Annotated in this window: 14 protein-coding genes, 1 tRNA gene and 1 riboswitch; of the genes, 6 read left to right on the top strand and 9 right to left on the bottom strand. The window is 64.0% G+C overall.

The window, feature by feature from the left end:
• Positions 1-55: 55 nt before the first annotated feature.
• Positions 56-145: transfer RNA gene (locus tag EPJ54_RS11065), tRNA-Ser, on the top strand.
• A 21-nt stretch (positions 146-166) separates the two neighbouring features.
• Here the strand turns inward: EPJ54_RS11065 and EPJ54_RS11070 are convergent.
• A complete protein-coding gene (locus tag EPJ54_RS11070; RefSeq protein ID WP_135211771.1) occupies positions 167-2,941 on the bottom strand; it encodes a phosphoenolpyruvate carboxylase in 2,775 nt (924 codons plus the stop codon).
• A 287-nt stretch (positions 2,942-3,228) separates the two neighbouring features.
• Here EPJ54_RS11070 and EPJ54_RS11075 point away from each other — a divergent pair, with 287 nt between their 5' ends.
• Both EPJ54_RS11075 and EPJ54_RS11080 read left to right on the top strand, forming a co-directional pair.
• A complete protein-coding gene (locus EPJ54_RS11075; protein WP_135211772.1) occupies positions 3,229-9,543 on the top strand; it encodes an ice nucleation protein in 6,315 nt (2,104 codons plus the stop codon).
• A 160-nt stretch (positions 9,544-9,703) separates the two neighbouring features.
• Positions 9,704-11,755 (top strand): O-linked N-acetylglucosamine transferase, SPINDLY family protein, encoded by a 2,052-nt coding sequence (locus EPJ54_RS11080; protein WP_135211773.1) that lies wholly within the window; start codon positions 9,704-9,706, stop codon positions 11,753-11,755.
• Here EPJ54_RS11080 and EPJ54_RS11085 read toward each other — a convergent pair.
• Entirely contained in the window at positions 11,752-13,191 is a 1,440-nt protein-coding gene (locus tag EPJ54_RS11085) for an efflux transporter outer membrane subunit (protein ID WP_135211774.1), read from the bottom strand. The genes EPJ54_RS11080 and EPJ54_RS11085 overlap by 4 nt on opposite strands.
• A 180-nt stretch (positions 13,192-13,371) precedes the next feature.
• Here EPJ54_RS11085 and EPJ54_RS11090 point away from each other — a divergent pair, with 180 nt between their 5' ends.
• The 3 genes from EPJ54_RS11090 to EPJ54_RS11100 are packed head-to-tail and all read left to right on the top strand — an operon-like array spanning position 13,372 to position 18,371.
• Positions 13,372-13,980, top strand: coding sequence for a TetR/AcrR family transcriptional regulator (locus tag EPJ54_RS11090; RefSeq protein WP_135211775.1), 609 nt, complete (start codon positions 13,372-13,374; stop codon positions 13,978-13,980).
• Positions 13,977-15,281, top strand: a complete 1,305-nt coding sequence (locus tag EPJ54_RS11095) for an efflux RND transporter periplasmic adaptor subunit (protein WP_135211776.1) — start codon at positions 13,977-13,979, stop codon at positions 15,279-15,281. The genes EPJ54_RS11090 and EPJ54_RS11095 overlap by 4 nt, the downstream gene beginning before the upstream one ends.
• Before the next feature lie 3 nt (positions 15,282-15,284).
• Positions 15,285-18,371, top strand: a complete 3,087-nt coding sequence (locus EPJ54_RS11100) for an efflux RND transporter permease subunit (RefSeq protein ID WP_135211777.1) — start codon at positions 15,285-15,287, stop codon at positions 18,369-18,371.
• Between the two features lie 2 nt (positions 18,372-18,373).
• On the opposite strand, the gene metB is transcribed toward EPJ54_RS11100, so the two are convergent.
• The 7 genes from metB to EPJ54_RS11135 form a co-directional block, all read right to left on the bottom strand.
• Complete coding sequence (gene metB, locus EPJ54_RS11105; RefSeq protein ID WP_135211778.1) at positions 18,374-19,522, bottom strand: cystathionine gamma-synthase; 1,149 nt, start codon at positions 19,520-19,522, stop codon at positions 18,374-18,376.
• Positions 19,515-20,501: a homoserine O-succinyltransferase MetX gene (metX, locus tag EPJ54_RS11110; protein ID WP_167755685.1), complete on the bottom strand. Its 987-nt coding sequence runs from the start codon at positions 20,499-20,501 to the stop codon at positions 19,515-19,517. The genes metB and metX overlap by 8 nt, the downstream gene beginning before the upstream one ends.
• Entirely contained in the window at positions 20,488-20,814 is a 327-nt protein-coding gene (locus EPJ54_RS11115; RefSeq protein ID WP_135211780.1) for a hypothetical protein, read from the bottom strand. The genes metX and EPJ54_RS11115 overlap by 14 nt, the downstream gene beginning before the upstream one ends.
• Before the next feature lie 59 nt (positions 20,815-20,873).
• Positions 20,874-20,954: riboswitch (SAM riboswitch) on the bottom strand.
• 22 nt (positions 20,955-20,976) lie between these two features.
• Positions 20,977-21,258 (bottom strand): hypothetical protein, encoded by a 282-nt coding sequence (locus EPJ54_RS11120; protein WP_135211781.1) that lies wholly within the window; start codon positions 21,256-21,258, stop codon positions 20,977-20,979.
• A 138-nt stretch (positions 21,259-21,396) separates the two neighbouring features.
• Positions 21,397-23,817, bottom strand: a complete 2,421-nt coding sequence (gene gyrB / locus EPJ54_RS11125; RefSeq protein WP_135211782.1) for a DNA topoisomerase (ATP-hydrolyzing) subunit B — start codon at positions 23,815-23,817, stop codon at positions 21,397-21,399.
• A gap of 105 nt (positions 23,818-23,922) precedes the next feature.
• On the bottom strand, positions 23,923-24,525 hold the full coding sequence (locus EPJ54_RS11130; RefSeq protein ID WP_167755686.1) for an exopolysaccharide biosynthesis protein: 603 nt from the start codon (positions 24,523-24,525) through the stop codon (positions 23,923-23,925).
• Positions 24,526-24,630: 105 nt separating this feature from the next.
• Positions 24,631-25,902 carry a cytochrome P450 gene (locus EPJ54_RS11135; RefSeq protein WP_135211784.1) on the bottom strand — a complete coding sequence of 424 codons (1,272 nt, stop codon included), beginning with the start codon at positions 25,900-25,902 and terminating at the stop codon, positions 24,631-24,633.
• Positions 25,903-25,936: the final 34 nt, after the last annotated feature.

Consider the following 25,936-nt stretch of genomic DNA (forward strand, 5'->3'; position numbering starts at 1 on the left):
ACCGACATAAGGCGGATTGATCCCGCGCGGGCCTTCTACTAAACCCACGCGCTCCGGAGAGGTGGCAGAGTGGTCTATCGCACCGCACTCGAAATGCGGAGTACTCGCAAGGGTACCGTGGGTTCGACTCCCACCCTCTCCGCCAGACCTCTCGGCTGACAATCCCCTACCCAAACGCCCCATAGAAATGCGCGATCCCTACGGTGATGCGCTTTATGGCTTCGTCTATTTCGCGGAGTGGCGCGGCGATTTCGCGGGCGATTTCGGGGTAGCCGGCTTCGCCTGTGGCTTCGCCGGGTTCGGCGAGGCGCGCGAACGCGGCGGGCGTTTCGCTGGTGGTGGGAAAGATTTCCGCGAGCGCATCGGCAACCTTGGCAAAGCGTAGATCGAGGGCGAGATCGATCAGGGTTTCGCGACTGATGTCGTGGCGCGGCGAGAATTGCGGAATGGCGCCGGCGAGCGTGAAGCCGCGTACGATCAAAACCATGCGGATGGCGTGCAAGACGTAGAGGTTCGCGTCGAAACCGGAATCGCCGGTCGAGGATTGCGTGAGCTCACGACAGACGGAATCGAAACGGCGACGATCGCTGGAAAGCAGATTGGCGAGGCGATCGATGGACACATCGAGGCCGTGTTCGTCGAGGCGTTCGGCGATGCGGAGCGCGGTGTCCGACGCGCGATCGTCGTCGCTACGCGCGGCGCGGATGGTCCAGAAACCCGGACTATAAAGATTGGCGTAGGTGCGCAGAATCGAGAGCGAGGTGAGCTTGCGCGACGCGCCGGCCATGTGCAGCAATTGCCGCAGGCGCGGCGAGCCCTTCACGTGCGCGATGAAGCGATCCGGCTCGCGGCTCGCCACGTGGCCCCAGCCGCCGGAGACATTCGCGGGCGCTGCGAGCTGCTGCAGGATCGCGTTGTGCGGGATGGCGCGGAGCGAACGCGCCGCGTCGCCTTTTGACGTGCCGCTCTGGCGCCGCGTTTTGCGTGAGCCTGTGGTCGGCAAGAGATTGAGGCCGAAGGCGCCGAGCACGGATTGATAATGACGCTCCGCGAAGAGCTCTTCCTGCCAACCCTTGATGGCGCGGTAGATGTCCCACGAGAAATTAATGTCGGCGTAGAAGGCGTCGTTGTTGTCAAGCGCGGGCGTTTGGAACGCCCATGACGCGATCGCGCGCAACGTGGCTTCGGCGAGATGTGGCGTTTGGAAATGCAAATAGCCGTCGCCGCCTTGGAAACTGATCTCTGCATGCGTCGGCGCTTGGTCACGCGCGAAGCGGGCGCGGACCCACGGCGTCAGCACGTGATCCAAGCGCTGCTGCATGGAGCCCGGATAAGCGCCCCGCCCCATCGACTCGCCGTGCGTGTTGAAAATCACGACCTCAACATCGCGCACGCTACGGCGCGCAAGCGCACGGGAAAGCAGCACGTGCAGACGCTCAATCGCCATGTCGGCGGAGATTTGCCCCATGAAACGGCCGCTGTCGGAAAAGCCGTACTGCACACACAAGCGACCGCGCTTGCGGATGTAAGCGAGATATTCCGGTTCATCGAGCAGGCGCTCCATGAAGCGGCCGCCGCGTTCGAGCACGTCCGGCGTTTCGAACAGCGGCGAAATATCAAGGCGGTCGTACACGCCGTAGAGGCGCGCCAGATAGATCGCGCCCATGATCGTGGCCGGGCTTTCGATCTCGGCGATGAGGAAGCGGATCGGCGTGTCGGCATCGACGTGCTTCAAGATTTCCGCGCACAACATCAGCTGACGCCGCGCAGTCATGCGCTCTTGGAAGATCGAACCGAAATTGACGGCCTGGCGCTTGGCGTGCGCGGCGCGCTCGGCGGCGGCGGTGACAGCGCGGCGATCGAAGAAATCGGCCGTTTCGCTCAAGCCCAAATCAGCCTGCACGGCGGAGCGGACTTGTGAGGCGTTCACGCGCAGATGGATGCGCGCGACGCCGAGGCCACAGGCATCCATCTCGGCGCGGATGACGCAGAGCGCTTTCTTACGACCCTCATCCTTCTCGCCCGCGATCAGCGCCTCGAGCACTTCGAGATCGGGCGCGAGGCTGGTGTAGCGATCCTTGCCCGGCGCGGTCAGCCGGTTCGCGGCGGCCACGATTTGGTCGGGATCGTCGAGATCGCCGGCGAACAAAGCGGCTTGCGCTTCGGTCTCTTTGCCCGCGCGGCTGAGGCAATCGGCCAGCGCGCCAGCGCTCACCTGCCCCAAAGCCTCGGCGTAATGGGCGAGCTGGCGGGCTTTCTCTTCCAGGCGGAAGCGGATGGTTTGGGCCCAATGGATGTCGGTGCGGCCATCGAGGTCGTAGCCGACCCAGGTGGAGAGCAAGAGCGGCGCGGGGCGGATGGTCCACCAGGGGCCGTCGACGTTCGCCGCCAGCCAGTCGAACAAAGCCGCCGAAAGCGCGCGAAGCGCAGCTTGGGCGCGGATGATCGCGGCGCCGGCGTCGGCGTGTTCGTCGGCCAGAGTAATCACGGCGTCCGGCGCGTGCTGGAGCGGCGCGATGTCGGCTGCCTCGCCACTGGCCAGCGCGCCCAGCGCATCGCGCATGGGCCGGGAGAGCGCAAACGTCGGGTGGGCGGTGAACACCACGCCGGCGCGGCGGGTTTCGAGGGCCGCCTTTATTTCCTCAAACGACTTTCCCTTCAGCGGATCGAGCGCCCGGCTGACGACCGTCGTCCAATCCCCGTCCGGTTTGGAGGCCCCCAAGCGTGCGGCACGATCGCGGAGGGCGGCATCGCTGATGCGTTTGACGAGAGCATCGAGCCCGGCGCTATCGGCGTCCGAGCGGTCGAGCATATCGAGCGCGAGTTGGCGTACGCCGGTGGCCATCGGATCGCGCAAGGCGGACGCATTGTATTCGGCCAGACGCCCCAAGCACCATTGGTGCAGCGCCGCCGCGCCATCCTTATCCTTGGCCTTCGCCATATTCTTTGCTCCCACGCAGCAGAAGCATAGCGCAACGCGAAGCCACAAGCGCCGACCAATCGCGCAAGGCTGCCATTCCGCGTGTGCCCACTCGCGCGTCGTGCGCGCCTGCAAAAAGTGCGCGTTTTAACTGCTTGCTTACCAAAAAGCTGCGCGCGGAGCGGTAACGGAAACTACTCGGCAACACATTCACCGTAAACGTGGCTCGCTTACGTCCGAGAGCAGAAGCGCTCGGAGTGTAAGTGGGTCGATCGAATGTCGACTCTTAACGACCAGGATGGTCCGGAATGTCGATCACGGGTTTGTCGCCCGCGCAGATTAGCGCGCTTTCTGTCACGGCCATTCAAGGGCTGTCGACGACTGTCATATCGCAGCTGGCGGCCACACAGGTCGCGGCGATCAGCGCAACCGGCATTGCGGCCCTCAATAACACGCAGGTTACAGCGCTTAGCACGACGCAAGTCCGCGCGCTGACGACCACGCAAGTCCCGAATTTCTCAAGCGATGTGACGTTCTCCTCGGCGCAGCTCCTGGCGCTCTCGGCCAACCAGCTTGGCGTGATGACGACGACGCAGGTCGCCAATTTCAACACGACCGCCATCAGCGGCTTCACCACGGGCCAAGTGCAAGCGCTTTCGGCCACGAACATCTCGGCGCTGGATTCCACGCAAGCGGCGGCGCTGCGCACCACGCAAATTTCCGCGCTTAGCACCACGCAAGTCGCCGGCCTCTCCGCCACCGACATCGAAGAGCTCACCTCGACGCAAGCCCGCGCCTTCACGGCCACGCAAATCGCCCGCCTGACGACCGAAGCGGTCGCGGCGTTCGACGCAACGACCGCGGCTTCGCTCACGGTGACGCAAGTCAAGGCGCTGACGACGACGCAAATCGATTCGCTGGATACCGCCGATATCGCCGAATTCTCGTCGACGCAGCTCGCCAGCATGTCGACGACGCAAGTGCGCGCGATCAACGAAACGAATTTCGCCGCCCTGACCGAAACCCAAGTCGGCGCGCTGACGGTCACGCAATTGCAATCGGTTACGGACACGCAGCTGGCCGCGCTCACGGACACGCAAGTGGCCGCGATGTCGACCACGCAAGTGAGTTCGATCAAGGCCAGCCAATTGGCGGCGTTGAGCGCCTCTGACATGGTCGAGCTGACCAGCACGCAATTGGCCGCGCTTTCGACCAGCCAAGTGCGCGCGCTCACGGAAACGAGCTTCAGCGCGCTGGCGGATACGCAAATCGCTGCCCTTGGCGCGACGCTCGTCCAATCGATCTCGACCACGACATTGACGGCGCTGGCTGACACGCAGGTCGCGGCTTTCACCACCACGCAGATCGCCGCGCTTTCGACCGCACAGGCGCGCGTGCTGAACGAGACCAATATCGGCGCGATGTCCGAAACGCAGGTCGCGGCCTTCACCGGAGCGCAATTGCAGGCGTTGACGGCAACGGCGCTCTCGGCGCTGGCGGAAACGCAAGTGGCGGCGATGAGCACGACGCAAGTTGCGTCGCTCAAGTCGAACCAACTCACTGCGCTCAACGAAACCGACATCGCGGAATTCGCAGCGACCCAGATTGCCGCGCTCACGACCTCCCAGCTGCGCGGCCTCACCGCCACCAGCATTGGCGCGCTGACGGACACGCAAGTCGCCGCCTTCACGACGACGCAAATTCAGTCGCTGACCACCACGCAAGTGGGTGCGTTCGATGAGACGCAATTCGGCGCGCTCACCACCACGCAAGTCGCCGCCTTCACCGGCTCGCAACTGCGCGGCCTGAACGCGACGACGGTGGGCTCGCTCGCCGACACCCAGATCGCCGCCTTCTCAGCCACGCAGATCGCCGCCCTTTCCGACACAGGCCTGGCGGCGTTCGACGCCACACAGATCGGCGCGATGAGCACGACACAAGTGGCCGCGCTCACCCGCAACCAAGTCGCGGCGATGAGCACGACCACACTGTCGCTGTTCGAAGGCACGCAGGTCGCCGCGTTCACGGAAACGCAAATGCGCGCGTTGACGGCGACGCAGCTCGGCACACTGGACGCCACGGATGTGGCGGAGTTCACCACGACGCAATTGGCGGCTTTGGCCTCCACGCAGGTCGCTGCTCTGACCTCGACCAATATGGCGTCGCTGGCGGAAACGCAGATCGCGGCCTTCACGGCCACGCAGGTCAAGTCGTTCTCGTCCACGAATCTCGCCGCCCTCGCCGACACACAAATCGCGGCGTTCACGACCACGCAGATCGCCGCACTTGGAGCGACCCAAGTCTCTGGCCTGGGCGCAACGAATATCGCCGCCTTGACCGAAACGCAGATCGGCGCCCTCAACGCAACCAATATCGCAGCGCTCTCGACCACGGCGGTGTCGGCCTTTGACTCCGCTCAGTTCGGCGCACTCAACACCACGCAGGTTCGCGCGCTGACCAGCACGCAGGTGGCCGCGCTCGACGAGACCGACGTCAGCGAATTCACCACGACCCAGATCGCCGCTCTCACCGCCACGCAGGTCACGAACCTGACCGGCACGGTCGTGGAAGCCCTCGCGGACACGCAAATCGCGGCGCTGACCACGGCGCAAGTTCAAGCCTTGAAGGCGACCAACATCGCCGCCATGGCTGACACGCAGATCGCCGCCTTCGCCGCCACGCAGATCGCGGCGATGACGGCGAGCCAAATCGCGGGCCTCGACACCACGAACCTCGACGCCTTCACCGAGACGCAAATCGGCGCACTGACGACGACGCAACTCGCCCTGCTCTCCAGCACCAATCTCTCGAGCCTCGCCGATTCGCAGATCGCCGCGCTCTCGACCACGCAGATCAAGTCGTTCGTTGCAACTCAGCTCGCCGGTTTGGACGAGACCGATATGGCTGAGTTCACCGAAACGCAGATCGGCGCGCTGACGGCAAGCCAAGTTCAAGCGCTTTCGAGTACGAATTTCGCGGCGCTGGCCGATAGCCAAGTCGCAGCGCTGACGACGACGCAACTCGCGGCCGTCTCGGCCACCAATATCGGCGCGATGACCGAAACGCAGGTCGCGGCCTTCACGACCACGCAGATCGCCTCGCTCTCGACCAGCCAAGTGCGCGCTTTCAACGCGACCAACCTCTCGGCCCTCGATGCGGATCAAACCGCAGCGCTGACGGCGACGCAGGTTGCTTCGCTGACGACGACCCAGTTGGCCGACCTCGAATCCACCGACATCGGGGAGCTGACGGGCGCGCAATTGGCGGCGCTTTCGGCGACGCAAGTGAAGGGTCTGACCAGCACCCTGCTGACCACGCTCACGGAAACGCAAGTCGCCGCCTTCACCGCGACGCAAGTCCAGGCGATCACCACCACCAATGTCGCTGAACTCGCCGAAACGCAGATCGCGGCGCTGACGACCACGCAAGTCGGCGCGCTTACGGCCTCGCAGCTGAAGGTGCTCGACGAAACGAATTTGGCTGCACTCGACGCGACGCAATTCGCGGCGATCAGCGCCACGCAGATCAAGTCCTTTACGACCACGCAGATCGCCGGCCTCGACGCCTCGAACCTGGCGGAACTGACGACCACGCAAATCGGCGCCCTGGCGACGACGCAGGTCTCGGCCATCGAAGCCACCAGCTTGGCCGACCTCACTGAAACTCAGGTCGCAGCCTTCAGCGGCACGCTCATCGCGCGTCTGACGACCGAGGCGCTCAACGCCCTCGACGCCACGCAATTCAACGCGCTCAACGCCACGCAGATCGCCAATTTGACCACGACGCAAATTGCGTCGCTCGACTCGACCGATCTCGGCGAATTCACGACGACGCAGATCGGCGCGCTGACCAAGCGTCAGATCGAATCGCTTACGGATACGGCGCTGACCGGCCTGGCCGACACACAAGTGGCCGCCTTCACCGCGACGCAAATCCAATCTTTCACGGCGACCACCCTCTCCGCACTCGACGCGGCGCAGGCTGGCGCGCTGACCACGACGCAGATCGCGGCTCTGAAGACGACGCAGGTCACAAGCTTCAACGCCACCGACATGGCCGAATTCTCCACGACGCAAGTCGCGGCATTCACGGCCTCGCAAATTTCGAAACTCACGGATGAAGCGGTCGCGGCTCTTGACGCGGCGCAAGTCGGCGCCCTCAACACCACGCAGGTGCGCGCGCTGACCACCACGCAGATCGCGGCGCTCGAAGCAACCGACGTTGCCGAATTGAGCACAACGCAAATCGCGGCGATGCACACGACGCAGATCGGCGCGCTGACGGCGACGAACATCACCGAGCTGGCCGACACGCAGGTCGCGGCGCTCACGGCGACGCAAGTCTCGGCGCTCTCCAGCACGATCATCAACGCGCTGGCGGATACGCAGATCGCCGCTTTCACCACCACACAGATTGGCGCACTCACCGCGCTGCAAGCGGCAAGCCTGACCGAAACCAGCATCGGCGCGCTGACGGAAACGCAAGCAGCGGCGATGAACGCGACGCAGCTCGCGGCCCTCACCTCGACGGCGGCGGCGGCGTTCGAACAAACGCACATTGCAGCGATGAACACGACGCAAGTGCGCGCGTTCTCGACGACGCAAGTGGCCGCCTTCGACGAAACCGACATCGGCGAGTTCACCGAGACGCAAATTGGCGCGCTGACGACCACGCAAGTTCAGTCGCTGAGCTCCACCAATTTGGCCGCGCTCGCCGAATCGCAAGTGGCTGCGCTGACAGCAGCGCAGCTCGGCGCGATCACGTCGACGAATTTCGGCGCCATGACCGAAACGCAGATGTCGGCGCTGACGACCACGCAGGTCGCCGCGCTCTCCACCAGCCAATTGCAGGCGATGGACGCCACCAACCTCTCAGCGCTCGACGCCACGCAAGTTGCGGCCCTGACCACGACGCAGGTGTCCGCGCTCAGCACGACGCAACTCGGCGATCTGACGGCCGGCGACGTCGCGGAGTTCGGCGTCACGCAAATCGCGGCGCTGACGGCCACGCAAGTGCGCGGTCTGACCGAAACGAACATCGGCGACCTGGCCGACACCCAGATCGCGGCGCTCACCGCGACGCAGGTTCAAGCGCTCTCCGCCACCAACGCGTCGGCCCTGGCTGACACGCAGGTCGCGGCCCTCACCACGACCCAAGTCTCGGCCCTCACGACGACGCAATTGGCGGCGCTCAACGAGACCGACATCACCGAGTTCAACGAGACGCAGATCGGCGCGCTGACGACCACGCAGGTCAAGGCGCTGGTCGATACGCAACTCGGCGCACTGGTCGACACGCAAGTTGCGGCGATGACTGCGGCACAGCTGCAGTCGATCTCCACCACCCGCCTCGCCGCCTTCGACGAGACGCAAATGGCGGCGATGACCACGACGCAAGTGGCCGCACTCACCACCTCGCAGGTGAAGGCGCTCTCGACCACGAACCTCAGCGCCTTTGACGCCACGCAGGTCGCGGCGATGACGAATTCGCAAGTTGCAGCACTTACGACGACGCAGCTCAACGCGCTCGACACGTCGGACATGGCGGAATTCACCACAACGCAAATCGCCGGCATGGCGACGACGCAGGTGCGCGACCTTTCCGCCACGAATTTCGCAGCGCTGACCGACACGCAAGTCGCGGCGCTCACGGCGACGCAGGTGAAGGCGATGACGGCGACCAACGTGGCCGGCCTCTCCGACACGCAAGTGGCTGCGCTGACGACGACGCAAGTCGCTTCGCTCACCACCTCGCAGATCGCGGGCCTGCAAGCCGGCGACATCGCCGAGTTCAGCACCACGCAAGTCGCGGCGATGACCACGACGCAGGTGAAGGCGCTCTCGACCACGAACCTGCAAGCGCTCTCGGACGCCCAGATCGCGGCCATGAGCATCGCGCAACTGCAATCGATCGCCACAACGGCGGTCGGTTCGCTGACCGAAACCCAAATCGCGGCGCTCACGCTCAGCCAAGTCGGCGGCTTGAGTGCGGCGCAGGTCTCAGCCTTCTCGACCACGAATCTGAACGCTCTCGACGCGACGCAAGTCGGCGCGCTGACGACCACGCAGGTCAAGGCGCTGACGGCGACGCAGATCGATGCGCTCGGCGCCACCGATCTCGCCGAGTTCAGCACCACGCAGCTGCAGGCGATGAGCTCGACGCAGATCGCGGCCTTCACGGCGACCAACATCGCCTCGCTGGCCGACACCCAGATCGCCTCGCTGGCTTCGACGCAACTCTCCCGCATCTCGACGGAAGCGTTCGCAGCACTCGACGCCGCGCAGGTGGCCACGCTCACGACCACGCAAGTCCGCACGCTGGCGACCACGCAGATTGCAGCGCTCGTCGCCTCCGATATAGCGGAGTTCGCCGATACACAGATCGCGGCGATGACGGTGACGCAGGTTCAGGCGCTCTCGACCACGGTGATCGCGGATATCGAATCGGCGCAGCTGGCCGCGCTCGACATCACGCAAGTCGCCGCGCTCTCGACCACGCAGCTTGATCACCTCTCGACGACAAACATTTCAGCGATGACGACGACGCAGGTCTATGCCTTCACCTCGACGCAGGTGGCGAGCCTGGATGCGGCGCAGATCGAAGCTTACCTGGCCGTCGCCTAAGGCGGACGCAAAAGGTTAACGGTCGCCCGGCCGCGCAAGCGCGCCGGGCGACCTCCTATTAAGGTTTTGAAAACGCAAATCGCCGGAGCTTCGCGCCCGCGCGGGCGTGCGCCGCCGGGATTGCCCAGGCGTGCGACGGCTCCGCCGAGAGCCGGATTCCATGTCCCAGATCAATTTCGCCGCAGCACTACAGAAGATCACCACTGGCGAGTTGCCGATCGGTGAGCTGATCGCCGCGGCGCAAGCGCTCACCCAAGCGGGCCAACCCGATCAGGCGCGGCAGCTCTACCAAGTTTGGATCGCGATGAATGCGGAGCATCCCCTGCTCTTCATTGCGCACTTCAATTGCTCGACTCTGATGCAAGCGCTGGGCGATGCCGCCGGCGGCGAGATCGCGTTGCGTAGCGCACTGGCGGCGAGCCCCGACTTTGCGCCGGCGCGGATCAATCTCGGCAGCGCGCTGGAGCGCCGCGGCGCGGTGAAAGAAGCGCTCACGGAGTGGCAAGCGGGCGTGGAACGCCTGGCCGCCGTGACGGGCGATGCGGTTGACTATAAGATCACATTGCTGAAGCAGATCAGCCGCGTGATGGGCGACAATCAGATGCACGAAGCGTCCGAGACGGCGCTGCTTCAAGCACTCGATCTCAATCCAGAGCAACGCGACGTGCTGGAGCAGTATGGCGCCGTGCGCTTGGCGCAGTGCAAATGGCCGATTGCGCAGATCAGCCCGAAGATTTCGCGGCGCTCCTTTATCTCGCGCTTCCACCCGCTTTCGGCATGCGCCTATGCGGATGATCCGTTGATGCATCTCGGCGTGGCGAAGCGCTATGTCGAAGCGCTGACGCCAATCGAGAGCATCAACACGCAATTCGACCGTCGCGACGCGGCGATCGAGACCAACCGCCGTTTGCGCATTGGCTATGTGTCGTCGGATCTGCGCAGCCACGCCGTCGGCTATCTGATGGCCAATCTCTTTGAATCGCACGATCCGAGCGCGATCGAGGTGTTCGTCTATTATTGCGGCATCCCCGCGGACGACGTCATCAATCAGCGCGTGAAGGCCGTCGCCGAGCATTGGACAGACATTCGTTCGATGTCGGACGATGAAGCGGCCGCAGCGATCGCGGCCGATGGCATCGATATTCTGGTCGATGTGAACGGGCACACGCGTGAGGCGCGTTTGGGCGTGTTCGCGCGCAGGCCAGCGCCAATCATCGTCAATTGGCTGGGTTATCCCGGCACGATGGGCAGCCCGTATCACCATTACATCGTCGCGGATGAGAACGTCATTCCGCCGGCGATGGAGCATTATTATTCCGAGCGCGTCCTGCGTCTGCCCTGCTACCAACCGAACGATCGCCGACGCATCGTTGATCCGACGACGCCGACGCGGACGGAAATGGGCCTGCCGGAAGATGCGTTCGTGTTCTGCAGCTTCAACGCTGCGCACAAGGTCACGCGCTTCTCGTTCGAGCGCTGGCTGGAGATTTTGCGCCAGACGCCGAACAGCGTGCTCTGGTTGCTCGATTACAACGCCGAGACCAACGCGCGCCTCCGCGCCTACGCGAGCGCCAACGGAGTCGATGGCGAACGTCTGATCTTTGCGCCGAAGATCGCCAATCCACGCCATTTGGCGCGCTATCCGTTGGCCGATCTCTTCCTCGACACGGTGCCGTATGGCGCGCACACCACCGCCTCCGACGCGCTCTGGATGGGCGTGCCGGTGCTGACTTTGCTGGGCCGGAGCTTTGCTTCGCGTGTGTGCGGCTCTTTGGTGCGTAGCGCTGGTTTGCCAGAGCTGGTGTGCGATACGCCCGAGGAATTCGTGGCGCGTGGCGTAGCACTCGCGGGCGCCGATCGCTTAAGTTTGCGCGCGTATCGCGAGCGCCTGATTGCAGGCCGTGATACGTGCACGCTGTTCGATACGGCCCTGCTCGCGCGCAAGCTGGAAGCGCTCTACGTCACGATGCGCGACGAATATCTTGCCGGCCAGCTCCCACAGCCCAACCTCGCCAATCTCGATTCCTATCTCGAGATCGGCGTGGCGTACGATCATGACGCCACCGAGATCGGCCTGCTTGCTGAATACGAGGCGCTCTATCGCGCTGAATTGACCAAGCGCCATCATCAGCGGCCGATGCAAGCTGACGGGCGCTTGTGGGATGGCGGCGCTATCGCTCCGCGTGCATCTCGGATTGAACGCGCAGCTTAGTTCCGCGTTTCGATCACCGGGCCGCCGCCGAAGGCGCGATAGGTGGCGATCGCCGCGCGCGCTTGCTGCGCTTCGGCATCGATGCGCGTGAGTTCTGCCTCGATCAATTGCTGCTCGGACCGCAGACGATCGCTCAAGCTTTGGATGCCCGCCTCATACGCGGCGCGTGAGCCGCGCGCGGTGACGTTGGCCGCCGCTTCCGCTTCGTTCGCCGCGTCGAGACGCAAGCGCCCCTGATCGAGCGCCACCAGCGCATTCGAGGCTTCGGCGACGGCCTGCGTCACGGTTTGGCGATATTGGATCAAAGATTGATCGAATTGCGCATCGCGCTGGCGGATGGTGGCGAAGCGCGAGCCCCAATCGAACAGCGGAATGGAGATGAACGGCGTCGCCGAACCGATGGTCGCGCCGACGCCAGTCGGATCGCCAATCAGCGCGTCGGACACATTGATCGAGCCGGTAAGATTAATCTGCGGCAGCAGCGCATTGCGCGCATCGGAGACGTTCGCGGCGGCGAGCAAGGTTTGCGCTTCCGCGCGCGCGACATCGGGGCGGAGGCGCAGCAGGTCCGCAGGCGCTGCCGGCGCTGCAGTGAGTTCGAGATGCGGCACCGGCGCATTGGCCTGCGCAAGTGCGCTGCGGATGGCGTCGGATTCCGTGCCGGGCGCTACGCCGCGCAGAACGGCGAGCACGTTTTCCGCGCGGCGTGTTTCGATGATGATGCCTGGAATGCGCGTGCGCGTGGTTGCGGCGGCGCGGCGGGCGTCGGCGGCGTCCGCTTCAGAGGCAAATCCGGCGCGTGCGCTGGTTTGCAAAATGCCCGCGAGTTCGTCGGAGATTTGCGCCGAGCGCTGCAGCGCCACACGGCTCGCCTGCGCCGCGCGCAAATCGACATAGGCCTGCGCCACATCGGCCACGAGCGCGACTTGCGCGGCACGCAGATCAGCGCGCGCGCCTTGCGTATTCGCGCGTGCGCCGATGGCGGCAGCTTCGAGGCGACCAAACAGCGGAATTTCCCACGTTGCTTGCGCGCCGTACGTGCCGGTCATCTGCTCGCGCTCAAAGCCGCCTGCAGCTGTCGGCAGCGCGCCATCTTCGATCGCGCGCGTGTATTGGCCCTGCCCTGTTGCGGTCAGCTCCGGCAGATAGCGCGTCAGCGTTTGATACGAGAGCGCGCGTGCTTCGCGGATGCGCGAGACGGCGAGTTGGATCGACGGGCCGTTTTGGAGCGCATCCGCAACGAGCGTGTCGAGGGTCGGGTCATTGAATTGGCGCCACCAATCGGTGACCGGCAGCTCCGCGCCAGCTGGGGCGTCCTGCCACACCGTCGGGAGAGGCGGCGCTTCAGCCCTCTCGCGCGGCATGGTCGAGCAGGCGGCCAGAACCGCCGCCGCCGACACCGCCGCTGCCCGGCTGAGGGATCGCAAACGCATCATGCCTCGTTACTCCGCAAAGCCTTAGCCCGGCCCTAACCACGTTGGCCGCATCCTCGGGGCGCGAGGGGACTTGGGTCAGCTGCTTGACCACGTCCAGGTTTAACATTTATAGAACGAACATTCGTTTTATATGCAACGCAGCGAACGGGGGCAAGTCCCTGACGCTTTGGAGAATACGTCTTGGCGCGGGTCGCCGATCCCCTGCTGGCTGACAGACGCCGCCGTCAGATCATGGACGCGGCGATCGTCTGCTTTCGCCGCCGCGGTTTTCACCAGGCGTCGATGCAGGAGATTTGCGCCGAGGCCGGGATCAGCGCGGGCGCGCTGTACCGCTATTTCAGCTCCAAGGCCGACATCATTGGCGCCATCGCAGAAGACTCGCGCGCCGAAGGCGACGAAGCGTTTCTCCGCGCGGCGGAAAAATTCGGCTTCCTCGAAGCCATGCTCACCTCCTCCCGCGACTTTCTGCAGAAGTTCGTCGAGGATGGCCCGCTCGTCGCCGACATCATGGGCGAGTCCTTGCGTGACGAGAGCATCGCCACCGTGCTCCGCGCGAGCGACCGGCGCAGCATCCTCATTTTCGCGAAAGCCATCATCGCCGCGCAAGCGCGCGGTGAGATCGACAAGTCACTCGATCCCGAAAAAGCGGCGGACACCTTGTTCGCGATGGTCGAAGGCATAGGTCTTCGCCGCGCCTTCAACGGCGCCACGGATACCGAAGCCGCGCTCGCGCAATTCCGCGCTGTTGCAGAACGCTATTTAGCCCCTCCTCCCCGAGACCGGTCATGAACAAGCCCGAGCGTCCCGAAATCTTCAACAAGGCCGGCGATTTGCTGAAACGCGCCGCCGATGCAGGCGGCAGCGCGCTGAAGAGCGTGGGCGACGCCAGCGAGGCCGCGTGGAATCGCGCCACAGATGCGCCGGATGAAGCCGGCAAGCGCCGCAAGACTTTAATCATTCTCGGCAGCGGCATCGCTGCGATCATTGTCGTGCTCTTCGTGGTCAGTCGCTTGGGCGGCGACGGCGCCGTGCATACGCCGGTCTCGACGGCGCAAGCCGTGTCCGTGATCACGGTTGCGCCGCGCGGCGTAACGCCGACGATTTCGCTCAATGGCGAAGCGCGCCCGGTGCGCGATATCCAAGTTTCGGCGCCGACAAGCGGCGTACGTGTTCTCGAAATTCTCGTCGATGAAGGCGACACGGTGCGCGCGGGCCAAGCGATGGCGCGGCTCGACACCAATGTCGCGGAAGCGCAAATCCAGTCCGCGCAAGCCAGCGTGGCGGAAGCGGAATCCTCCGCGATCCGCGCGCGCGGCGAGTATGAGCGCGCGGAATCGATCCGTGACTCGGGCGCCCTTTCCGCCGAGGCGATCGAACAGCGCCGGGCGGCGGCAGTTGCGGCGGATGCACGTTTGGCGGCGGCGCGCGCGCAAGCGCGGGAAGTGAATGCGCGCTTGGGCGGCGGTTATGTGCGCGCGCCAGCAGCGGGCTTGGTGATCGACCGCGCGGCGGAAGTTGGCCGCAACGTCGATGGCCAGGTGCTCTTCCGCATCGCGGCGGACAATCGTTTGGAAGTGGCGGCGCAGATCGCGGAAGCCGATGCGCTGGCGCTTGAAGTCGGCCAGACGGCGCAATTCACGCTGGTCGATGGCTCGACGGTTGAAGGCAGGCTGCGGCGCGGCCCCGCTTCGATCGATAGCCGGACACGGACGGGCGAAGCGCTCTTCTCGCTACCGGCCGGCACGCGCGTGCGCGCGGGCATGTATCTGCGCGGCGTGGCGCATCTCACAGAGCGGAGCGTGCCGGCGATTCCGCAAAGTTCGGTGCTGTACGATGACGGCCAAGCGTACGTTTATGTTGTCGGCGACAACAATATCGTGCGCCGCACAGAGGTGCAGCTGGGCGCACGCGACGGCGATTATATCGAGATCATCTCCGGGCTCGACCTCGGCCAACGCGTTGTCGGCGCAGGCGCCGCCTTCTTGCAAGACGGCGAAGAAGTCCGCGCGATCGCCACCGAAGCTGCGGCGGCGCCGGCGGCCACCGCGCCGGTCCCTCCGGAACAAAATCTTCGCGGCCGGGAAGGCTAAGCTATGGCTTGGAATATCTCCGCGGGTGCGATCCGCAACCCGATCCCGCCCATCGTCCTGATCCTCGCGCTCTTGTTCGCGGGCTGGACGGCGTATGGCCGCTTGCCGATCAACCAATTGCCGAACGTCGATTTCGGCGGCTTCACGGTAACGGTCGCGCAAGGCGGCGCGGCGCCTGCGGAAATGGAAACGCAGATCACGCAGCGCATCGAATCCGCGCTGACGTCCGTGGAAGGCGTCAAGCGTGTCACCTCCACGATCTCACCCGGGGTTTCGCAAACGCAAGTGGAGATGGACAGCGGCAGCGATCTCGGCCGCGCTGTCGACGACGCGCGCGACGCGATCAACCGTATTCGCGCCGAACTACCGGCCGACATCACCGAACCCGTCATCACCCGCATTGAAGCGGCGGCCCAGCCGATCGGCTATTACGCGGTCGAAGGCCAAGGCATGACGCCCCAGGACATTTCCTGGTTCATCGACAACGATCTGCAGCGCGAATTGCTGGCGGTGCCCGGCGTGTCCCAAGTGCAGCGCATGGGCGGGGTCGATCGCGAAATTCGCATCGAGCTCGATCCCGCGCGCATGCTCGCGTACGGCATTTCCGCCGACCAAATCAACAGCCAGCTGCGCGCGCTGAACGCCGACCTTCCCGGCGGCCAAGCCGAGGTCGCTGGCCAAGCACAATCCATCCGCATCCTCGGCGGCGCGCAAAGCGTGGCGGAACTCGCCGACATCCGCGTCACCGCCAGCGACGGCCGCATCGTGCGCATCGGCGACCTCGGCACGGTGACGGACAGCGCCAGCGATCTGCAATCGATCTCACGCTACAACGGCCAGCCGGTGGTGGGCTTTCTCGTGCTTCGCTCGCGCGGCGCCTCGGAAGTCCAAGTGTTCGACCGCATGGACGAACGCATTCGCGCCATCGAAGAAGCGCGCCCAGAGCTGCGCATCCGCGAAATCGGCTCGACCGTCGAATTCATTCGCGGCATGCACGAAAGCTCAATCCATGCGCTGATCGAAGGCGCCCTGCTCGCCTGCGTGGTCGTGTTCTTGATCCTGCGCGATTGGCGCTCGACGCTCATCGCGGCCGCAGCGATTCCGCTTTCCATCATGCCGACCTTCGCCGGCATGGAAGTGCTGGGCTTTACGCTGAACATGGTGACGTTGATCGCGCTGGCGCTGGTCACCGGGGTGCTTGTCGACGATGCGATCGTGGAGATCGAGAATATCGTCAGGCACATGCGGATGGGCAAATCCGCGTATCAGGCCTCACTCGAAGCGGCGGATGAAATTGGCCTCGCGGTTGTTGCGACCACGTTCTCGATTATCGCCGTGTTCGTGCCGGTGAGCTTCATGTCCGGCGGCATGGGGGTGTTCTTTAGGGAATTCGGACTCACCGTTGCGATGGCGGCGTTCTTCTCGCTTGTCGTCGCGCGCTTGATCACGCCGATGATGGCGGCATTCTTCCTCAGCAATTCCGGCCACGAAGAGCGCCCGCCCGGCACGATCCTGAACATCTACAAAGACGCCCTGCACTGGGCGATCATCAATCCGTGGAAGACGATCGGCATTGGCCTGGCCATGTTCGTCGTGCCCGTCGGCTTGCTGATTGCGGGCGCCATTCCAGCCGTCGTGATCCCGCGCTTCGACAACGGCATGATCCAGGTGCGCGTGGAAATTCCGCCAGGCACGCCAGTGCTGAGCGCCGATCGCGTGCTGCAACAAATGAGCACGCGCATTCGCGAAGCCGCGCCCGAAGTCGAAGGCGTGTTTACTTCGATGAGCGGCGCAGACGGTTCAGCGCCAGACGCGACGATCTACATTCAGCTAACGGATCGCAAAGACCGTGATCGCTCCGGCTACGCGATCCAGCAAGTGCTGCGCCCGGTGCTTGCGGATTTCCCGGACTATCGCGCTGCGTTCGTGCAGGACCAGGGCGGACAATCCGGCTCTGACATCACGGTCCAATTTGTCGGCCAAGACCCAGCCGCCGTGAACCTAGCGGCCGAGCGCTTAGCCGCGGCGATGAACCGATTGGACTCGCTGACGGACGTGCGCTCCGCCTCCGCGCTGCGCCGGCCTGAAATTCAAATCCGTCCACGCCAAGAAGACATGGCGCGCTTGGGCGTCACCGCCGCAAGCCTCGCCTCCGCGATCCGCATCGCCACGAGCGGCGACGCTGAGCAGAATCTGCCGAAGTTCGATTTGGCCGATCGCCAAATCCCGATCCGCACGACGATCCGCCCGGATCGCAGGCAAGACCTCGACGCGATCCGCTCGCTGCCGGTGCAGTCGAATCTCGGCGTCCCGGTGCGTCTCGACGCCGTCGCGGAAGTACAATTCTCACTCGGCGAAGCCACGATCGAGCGCCGCGACCGCGAGCGCGCGGTGACCGTTGGCGCCAACGTGGTGCCGGGCGTCGAATTGAGTGAGGCGCAGCAGGAAGTGTTCAATCTTCCCGAAGCGAATGAGCCGCCGCCGGGCGCGCGTCTCGCGGTCGGCGGTCAGACCGAAGATTTCGCGGAAATGACCGACGCATTCGGCACGGCAATGCTGTGGGGCGTGATCTTGATCTACGGCGTGCTGGTGTTGCTGTTCAAAGACTTCTTCCAGCCGATCACGATCATGATGGCGTTGCCGCTTTCGATCGGCGGCGCGTTCTTGGGCCTCATCATCGCCAATCAACCGCTCTCGCTATTCGCGTTCATCGGCTTGTTGATGCTGATGGGCCTTGTAACCAAGAACTCGATCCTGCTGGTCGATTTCGCCGTCGAGCGCATGCACATGGGCGCGAGCCGCAATGCAGCACTCATGGAAGCCGGCATGAAGCGCGCACGGCCGATCATCATGACCACGTTCGCGATGTCGGCCGGCATGATCCCCGCCGCCGCGGGCTGGGGCGTCGACGGCACGCTGCGTCAGGGCATGGGCGCGGCTGTGATCGGGGGCTTGATGCTCTCCACCCTGCTCTCGCTTGTGTTCGTGCCGGCGATGTTCGTGCTGATCGATCGCCTGGAGCGCTGGGTGCAAGGCTTCCTGCCAAAGCCCAGCACCGGCGAAGCCCACGCGCACACGCCGGCCGAATAAAGTTAGCGCAACGCCTGTTCGAGATCGGCGATCAGATCGTCCTCATGTTCGAGGCCGATGGAGAGACGAAGCAGCGTGTCGGTGATCCCTGCACGCACACGCGCTTCGGGCGCCATCGCGGCGTGCGTCATCGTCGCGGGATGCGAGATCAACGATTCAACGCCGCCCAGCGATTGCGCAAGCGTGAAGCGCTGGAGCCTATCGAGAAAGCCCGGCGCCACGGATACATCACCGGCAAGATCAATGCTCAGCATGGAGCCGAAGCCCTTCTGCTGCCGCGCCGCGATGGCGTGGCCTGAGTGGTTCGCCAAGCCGGGATAATGCACGGCGCGCAATCCAGCGTTCTTCGCCAGCGCGGTCGCGATCTTCGCCGCACTCTTCTGCTGACGTTCCAGCCGCACGCTCAGCGTCCGCAAGCCGCGTAAGGTGAGCCAGCAATCAAACGGCGCGCCGGTCACGCCGCAGCAATTGGCCCACCACTTAAGTTGCTCGACATCGTCGGCGCTCTTGGCAATCACCGCGCCGCCGACGACATCGGAATGGCCGTTCAGGAATTTGGTGGTCGAATGCACCACGAAATCGGCGCCGATCGCGAGCGGCTTCAACAAGAGCGGGGAAAGAAACGTATTGTCCGCCGCGACGCGCGCGCCAACGGCTTTGGCCGCCTTGGCGATGGCTTCGACATCGACGACACGCATCAGCGGATTGCTGGGTGTTTCGATCCAGACCAGAGCCGGCTTGCGCGCGAGCGCCCCACTCAGCGCTGCCGCATCGCCTTGATCGACATAGACGACTTCGATCTGCTTCTTCTTCGCGCGCGCCTCGAACAGCCGCCAGGTGCCGCCGTAACAATCATGCGGCGCAACGATCAGTGCGCCGGCGTCGAGCAGGTTCAGCACCAGATCGATCGCGGCCATGCCAGAACTGGTGATCACGGCGCCAGCGCCCTGCTCCAGCGCGGCCAATGTGCGCGCGAGCACGTCGCGCGTGGGATTGGCGGTGCGGCCGTAATCGTAAGCGCGCTTTTTCTGGAAGCCTTCCAGACTATAGCTCGACGACAAATATAGCGGCGGCATCACCGCGCCTTGGCCGGGGTCTTCGTCGACGCCGATCGAGGCGAGAATGGTTTCGTCGGACTCGAACTTAGTCATGGTTCAAGAACTCGCGCAGGATCGCGCCGACGCGCTCCGACTCTTTCAGAAATGAATCGTGGCCGTAGAGCGAGGGCAAGGTGCGCAGCGCGGCGAGATTTTGCACGCGGCGGCCGAGCTCTTCGATCGCCTCGAGCGGCGCGATCTGATCGGTGGGACACGCCACCAACGTCACAGGCGCTGCAATGCCCTCGGGCGCCAGGGCGCAGCGATCAATGGATTCGCTGAGCGACAGCCAACGCTGCGGCGCCATCGCATCGATATACGCCTCGCCCCGCGCGATCAGATAACGATCGAGGCTCGAGCGCCCCGCCTCATCGAGCGCGCCATCCTCAAAACGCTGCTCGAATTCATCGGCGCTACGATAGGTGATCATGGCGAGTTGGCGCGCCAGCGCCAGGCCCTGGTTGATGTCGCCCTGCGCGATCGCGAATTCGACCACGCGCCGCTGCACGCCGCGCCAGCCGCGCGCGAGCGCCGCTGGCTTGTGCGCCGCGCAGAGCACGCACAGGCGCTTCACACGCGCGGGCGCATATGCCGCGAAATTCAACCCGACCGAACCACCATAGGACGAGCCCACCCAAGCTTCGATCACGCCAATGCCCAGCGCATCGAGCGCCACCGCAATCAAGCGCGCCTGGTCGCGCGGCGAGAGGCGTACGCGATGGTCCTCGACCGGCGCGAAATCGAAGCCGAACACGCAATACGCCTCGAGATCGATCGCTTTGCCCGGCGCCACGTGATCGCGCCACCAGCCGCTCTCGCCCGCGATAAAACGCCCGCTCGAAATGCCGCCGCTCACGATCACGACTGGACCGTCGGCGCGCCCGTAACGGCGCAGACGCACATGCGCGTCCGGCAGCGTGTCGCCGGTTTCCAAACTAAAATCGCTCGGCACGGCGACGAAGACATCTTCGCCCTCGTAGCTCGGCGCCTGCGCCTGGGGATCGATCTGCGCCGCCATCTTAAGCGCCGACATGCTCGCCCGCCTTCGCCAGCATGAGGTGCTCGACGCTCGCCGCGCCCTCCACCACGCCATCGAGATCGCGCACAAACGCGCGCGCGCGTGCGGCCGAGATCGCCTTCACGCGACAGCGCAGCACAAACAGATCAGCGCTGCGATTGAGCGAAAGCGCGTGCACGTCGGCGCCGACAGCGCTTAGGCGCTCGGTAATGCCGCCGACATCGGACCAATTCTTCAGGGAGAACAGCATCTCATGCTGCAGTTCGAGGCCGGGAAGACAGAAATCTTCCGCGTTACAATCGGGCTCCGAGGGAAGTTCAAATGCCATAGGTCCGCGCCTTCAAATTTGCGCGTCGATCGAGGCATAGCTTGCGGGCCGGAGGGGCGCCCCCGAGGGCGCTGACCTTCGCTTTAGCTGCATTTTTAACGCGCCCGCAAGCTGAGCTTCAAATCGGCGCAAGCGGGTCTATAGCGGAACGAAACGGGCCTGTCACCCCCTCGCGGGCGCGGCAAGCTCAGCACTTGCAGAAGCAGGCTTGGCGATATCGGCCAGGATAGCCCCGATGGCGGCGGCGATGCCGACGGCGCCGAGCTCCTTCTCCTGAAGCCGCGGCGCCTTTCCGCGCGCGACGAGTCGCTCGGCGCCGCGGCGCGCCGTGCGCATGGAGGATTCCATGCAGACCACCATCTTGCCTTGCGAGAGCGCGCGGATGGCGGTGTCGACCGTGGCGCTGTCTTGATTGCACTCGAACACGAGAAAAATGTCGCACATGGCGCTGGTTGGGTGAGGGTGGAGCGCTAACGGTTCAGGACCAACGAGGCGGAACGACTGGGCGCAGCTAAAACATCCAAACGCCAGCGCCGGCCCCTCACCCTGCCCTCTCCCGCAGTGCGGGAGAGGGTTCAGAGCTCAAGCGTCCACGTCCGCTTCCAGCGCGAACTCTTGGATGAACTCGCGGCGCGGCTCGACCACGTCGCCCATCAGTTTGGAGAACATCTCGTCGGCGTCATCGGCATGCGCGACTTTCACTTGCAGCAACGTGCGCACATCGGCGTCGAGCGTGGTTTCCCAGAGCTGCTCGGCGTTCATTTCGCCCAAGCCTTTGTAGCGCTGGATCGAGACGCCCTTCTGCCCCGCGCTTTCGATGGCATGCAGTAGCGAGAGCGGCCCGTCGATGTCGATCAAGTCGCCGCCGCGCTTCAAGGCGCCGCGCGTCGTGTAGGTTTCACGCAGCACCGCCGCGCGATCGGCCAGGCGGCGCACGTCGGTTGAATTGAGGAAGAGCTTATCGAACGTCGCGCGTTCGGCGACACCGCGCACAATGCGTTCGAGCACCAGCGCGCCATCGGGATCGAAGCGGCCAGTCCAATTGTTTTCGCCTTCTTCGGCGATGCGGTTGAGGCGCTCGGCCGCGGCTTGCGCTTCCGCGTCGCCCGCGCCCTGCGCAAACGCGCCGGCGAGCGTGGCTTGTTCGAGCACGCTATCGGGCACGCGCGCATGCAAGCGCTTGATCAGCGTTTCGACCGCCATCGCCTCGCGGGCGAGGCGCTTCAGATCATCGCCCGCATATTGCGCGCCGGCTGCCTCTAACACGGCGCCGGCGGAGCCCTCTTCGATCAGGAAGCTCTCGAACTCGGCTTGATCCTTCAGGTAACGCCCGCTTTTGCCCTTGGTGGCTTTGTAGAGCGGCGGCTGAGCGATGTAGAGATACCCGCCATCGATCAGCTCGGGCATCTGCCGATAGAAGAAGGTGAGCAGCAGCGTGCGGATGTGGGCGCCGTCGACGTCGGCGTCCGTCATGATGATGATCTTGTGGTAGCGCAGCTTCTTGATGTCGAAATCATCGCGGCCGATGCCGGCGCCGAGCGCTGTGATCAGCGTGCCGACCTGATCGGATGAGAGCATCTTGTCGAAACGCGCGCGCTCGACATTGAGGATTTTGCCGCGCAACGGCAGCACGGCTTGGGTTTCGCGCGAGCGCCCTTGCTTGGCCGAGCCGCCTGCCGAGTCACCCTCGACGATGAAGAGTTCGGATTTGGCCGGGTCTTTTTCCTGGCAATCGGCGAGCTTGCCGGGCAGCGAGGAAATATCCAGCGTCGATTTGCGGCGCATCTCGCGCGCTTTTCGTGCGGCTTCGCGCGCGGCGGCGGCCTGCACGATCTTGTTCATCACCGTTTTGGCCGCGCCTGGGTTTTCTTCGAACCATTGCGTCAGCGTGTCGGCGACGAGGCTTTCGACCACGGGGCGCACTTCGGACGAGACCAGTTTTTCCTTGGTCTGCGACGAGAATTTCGGATCGGGCACTTTCACGCTGAGCACGCAGGTAAGGCCTTCGCGGGCGTCGTCACCCGTGATCTCGACCTTTTCCTTTTTGGCGATACCCGAGCTCTGCATGTAATTGTTCACGACGCGCGTCAGCGCCCCGCGAAAGCCGGCCAAGTGCGTGCCGCCATCCTTCTGCGGGATGTTGTTGGTGAAGCAGAGCGTGTTTTCGTGATAGCCGTCATTCCATTGCATCGAGGCTTCGACGGTCATGCCGTCGCGCTCGCCAATGACGTAGATGGCTTCGGGAATGATCGCGGCGCGTGAGCGATCGAGGTGGCTCACGTAAGCTTTGACGCCGCCCTCGTAGAAGAGCGTCTCCTCGAACGGCTCTGGCCCGCGCAGATCCTTGAAGATGATACGCACGCCGGAGTTCAAGAACGCGAGTTCGCGCAAGCGGTGTTCGATGGTCTTGCGATCGTACTCGACCATCGTGAACGTCGCGGGGCTAGCCAGGAAGCGCACCGCGGTGCCGTTCTTAATCTTGCCGTCGTCCATCGGCGCATCGCCGACGACCGCCAGCGGCGCTTCGGCGTCGCCCATGCGGAAGCGCATGTAATGCTCTTTGCCGCCGCGCCAGATGCGCAGGTCGAGCCATTCGCTGAGCGCGTTGACGACGCTGACGCCGACGCCGTGCAGGCCGCCGGAGACTTTGTAACTGTTCTGGTCAAACTTCCCGCCTGCGTGCAGCTGGGTCATGATGACCTCGGCCGCCGAGACACCCTCTTCGGCGTGAATATCCGTCGGAATGCCGCGGCCGTTGTCGGTGATCTCCGCACTCCCATCGGGATGCAAAATCACCTCAACCCGGGTCGCATGCCCCGCCAGAGCCTCGTCGATCGCATTATCGACGACCTCATAGATCATGTGGTGCAACCCGGACCCATCGTCCGTGTCGCCAATATACATCCCAGGCCGCTTCCTTACTGCATCTAAGCCCTTGAGAACTTTGATGGAATCCGCGCCATATTCAGGCGCGCTCGCGGGTGCATTTTGCGGAGCGGTCATAGGGTTCGAATCGAGCTGGAAAACATGCTCGAATATAGGGATTTCGGCGCCGAAAGTCTCGGCTTTCGGTGCGGAATTTCGGGCCGCGGACTGCGCCAAAAACGCCTAGAAAATCAGCGGGAAAGCGAGCCAAAACGCGCCGCCGACGGCGAGCGTGCCGAGCAGCAGCCAAAGCCCATCGCGGGCGGTCATGCCAAGGCCGAAGAACACCACGGCGAGGCCAGGCGCGAGCGGCGCTAGCGGGATGAGACCGAGCGGGAATGTGATGAGCGCTGCGCCAATCACGAGCAGCGCTACGAGGTTCACGAAGGGCGGCTTGGAGAGGAAGGTCAGTCGCGGCTTCAGCAGCGTGTCCACGACCTTGGCGACGCCGCGGCTCTTCTCGACCGCCCCCTTCACGCCCTCCGGCGGCAAGCTCATGTCGCGCGCTTTACGCGGCAACCAGATGCGCTTCATGCCGAGCGCCATTTGGCCTGCCACGAGCAGCGTCAGCACCGCGACGAGCCATGTCGTGCCTGGCAGCGCCGTCAGCGGCGAAACGGCGATAAGCCCAATCACCAGCAGCAACGGCCCGTAGGTGCGGCGACCGACCGAATCTAGCACCTCGCCAAGTGTGAGCTTGTCCGGCGTGTCATCGTTGTCGGCCTTGTAGGCAATGTCGTCGAGCACCTCGTTGAAGCTGAGGGGCTCTGGATGTGGAGGCGGCATGGATGATCCACACGCGCGTTTGCGCGCGCCGTCAATGCGTGCGTTCGCTGATTGGCTGACGCTGTTCATCGTGCGGGCAACGCTGGCCCGGCTAAGCTTGTTCCGTCAGCCGGAGATGCGGACGGGCAGCGTCTCGTAACCCTTCACGAAGGACGAATAGACCCGCTTGGGCTCGCCCACGACCTCGATATGGTCGAAGCGCTTAAGGATTTCTTCCCAGACAATGCGCAGCTGCATTTCGCCGAGGCGATTGCCAACGCAGCGGTGAATGCCGAAGCCGAACGACAAGTGGCGGCGCACGTTTTCGCGCTCGATGTTGAAGTCGTTCGGATTGGTGATGACTTCCTCGTCGCGATTGCCCGAGACATACCACATCACGACTTTGTCGTGCTTCTTGATCAGCTTGCCGCCGAACTCAACGTCCTGCAGCGCCGTGCGGCGCATGAAGGCCAGCGGCGTTTGCCAGCGGATGGTTTCCGATACGAGGTTCGGAATAAGCGCCGGATTGGCTTTCAACTTGGCGTATTGCTCGGGGAATTTGTTGAGCGCGTAGACGCTGCCGGTGATCGAATTGCGAGTCGTGTCATTGCCGCCGACGATCAGCAGGATCAGGTTTCCGAGATATTCCATCTGCGGCATGTTCTTGGTGCTCTCGCCATGCGCGAGCATCGAGATCAGATCGTTGCGTGGCGGCGCATTGGCGCGCTCCTGCCAAAGATTCATGAAATAGGCCAAGCACTCCATGAGCTCGGCACGGCGCTGTTCGTCGGTTTCTACGATGCCGCCGCCGGGGGCCGCGGTCGCGACATCCGACCAGCGCGTGAGCTTGCGGCGATCTTCCCATGGAAAATCGAACAAGGTCGCAAGCATCTGTGTCGTCAGCTCGATCGAAATCTTATCGACCCAATTGAACACTTCGTTGCGCGGCACTTCATCGAGCAGTTTGCCGGCGCGCTCGCGGATGAGCGGCTCCAAATGCGCGAGGTGATTTGGCGCAACGATGGGCGAGACCGTCTTGCGTTGCACATCATGCTTCGGCGGATCCATTGCGATGAACATCGGCAATTGGAAATCCTCTTCCGGATCGAACAATACGATCGACGGCTCAGAGGAAAAGCGCTGGTGATCGGTGTCGATCGCCATGATGTCGTTGAACTTGGTGATCGACCAATACGGGCCGTTCAGGCTGTCCGGGCAATAATGCACCGGGTCCTCTTTGCGCAGACGCTCGAAGAACGGCCAGAAATTGTTGTCGCGGAAACGCTCAGGGCGGCTGATGTCGAGCTTTGATAGGTCCGTCGTCCAGGGATCCTCATTTGGGTCGTAGTCGAAGACGAAGTCTGGATTTTCGACGCGGACGTAATCGGGGTTGGCCATGTGCGTTTCCTCTTTCCGCACACGTCAGCAAATT

The sequence above is a fragment of the Vitreimonas flagellata genome (assembly GCF_004634425.1).
Lineage (GTDB): Bacteria > Pseudomonadota > Alphaproteobacteria > Caulobacterales > Aquidulcibacteraceae > Vitreimonas > Vitreimonas flagellata.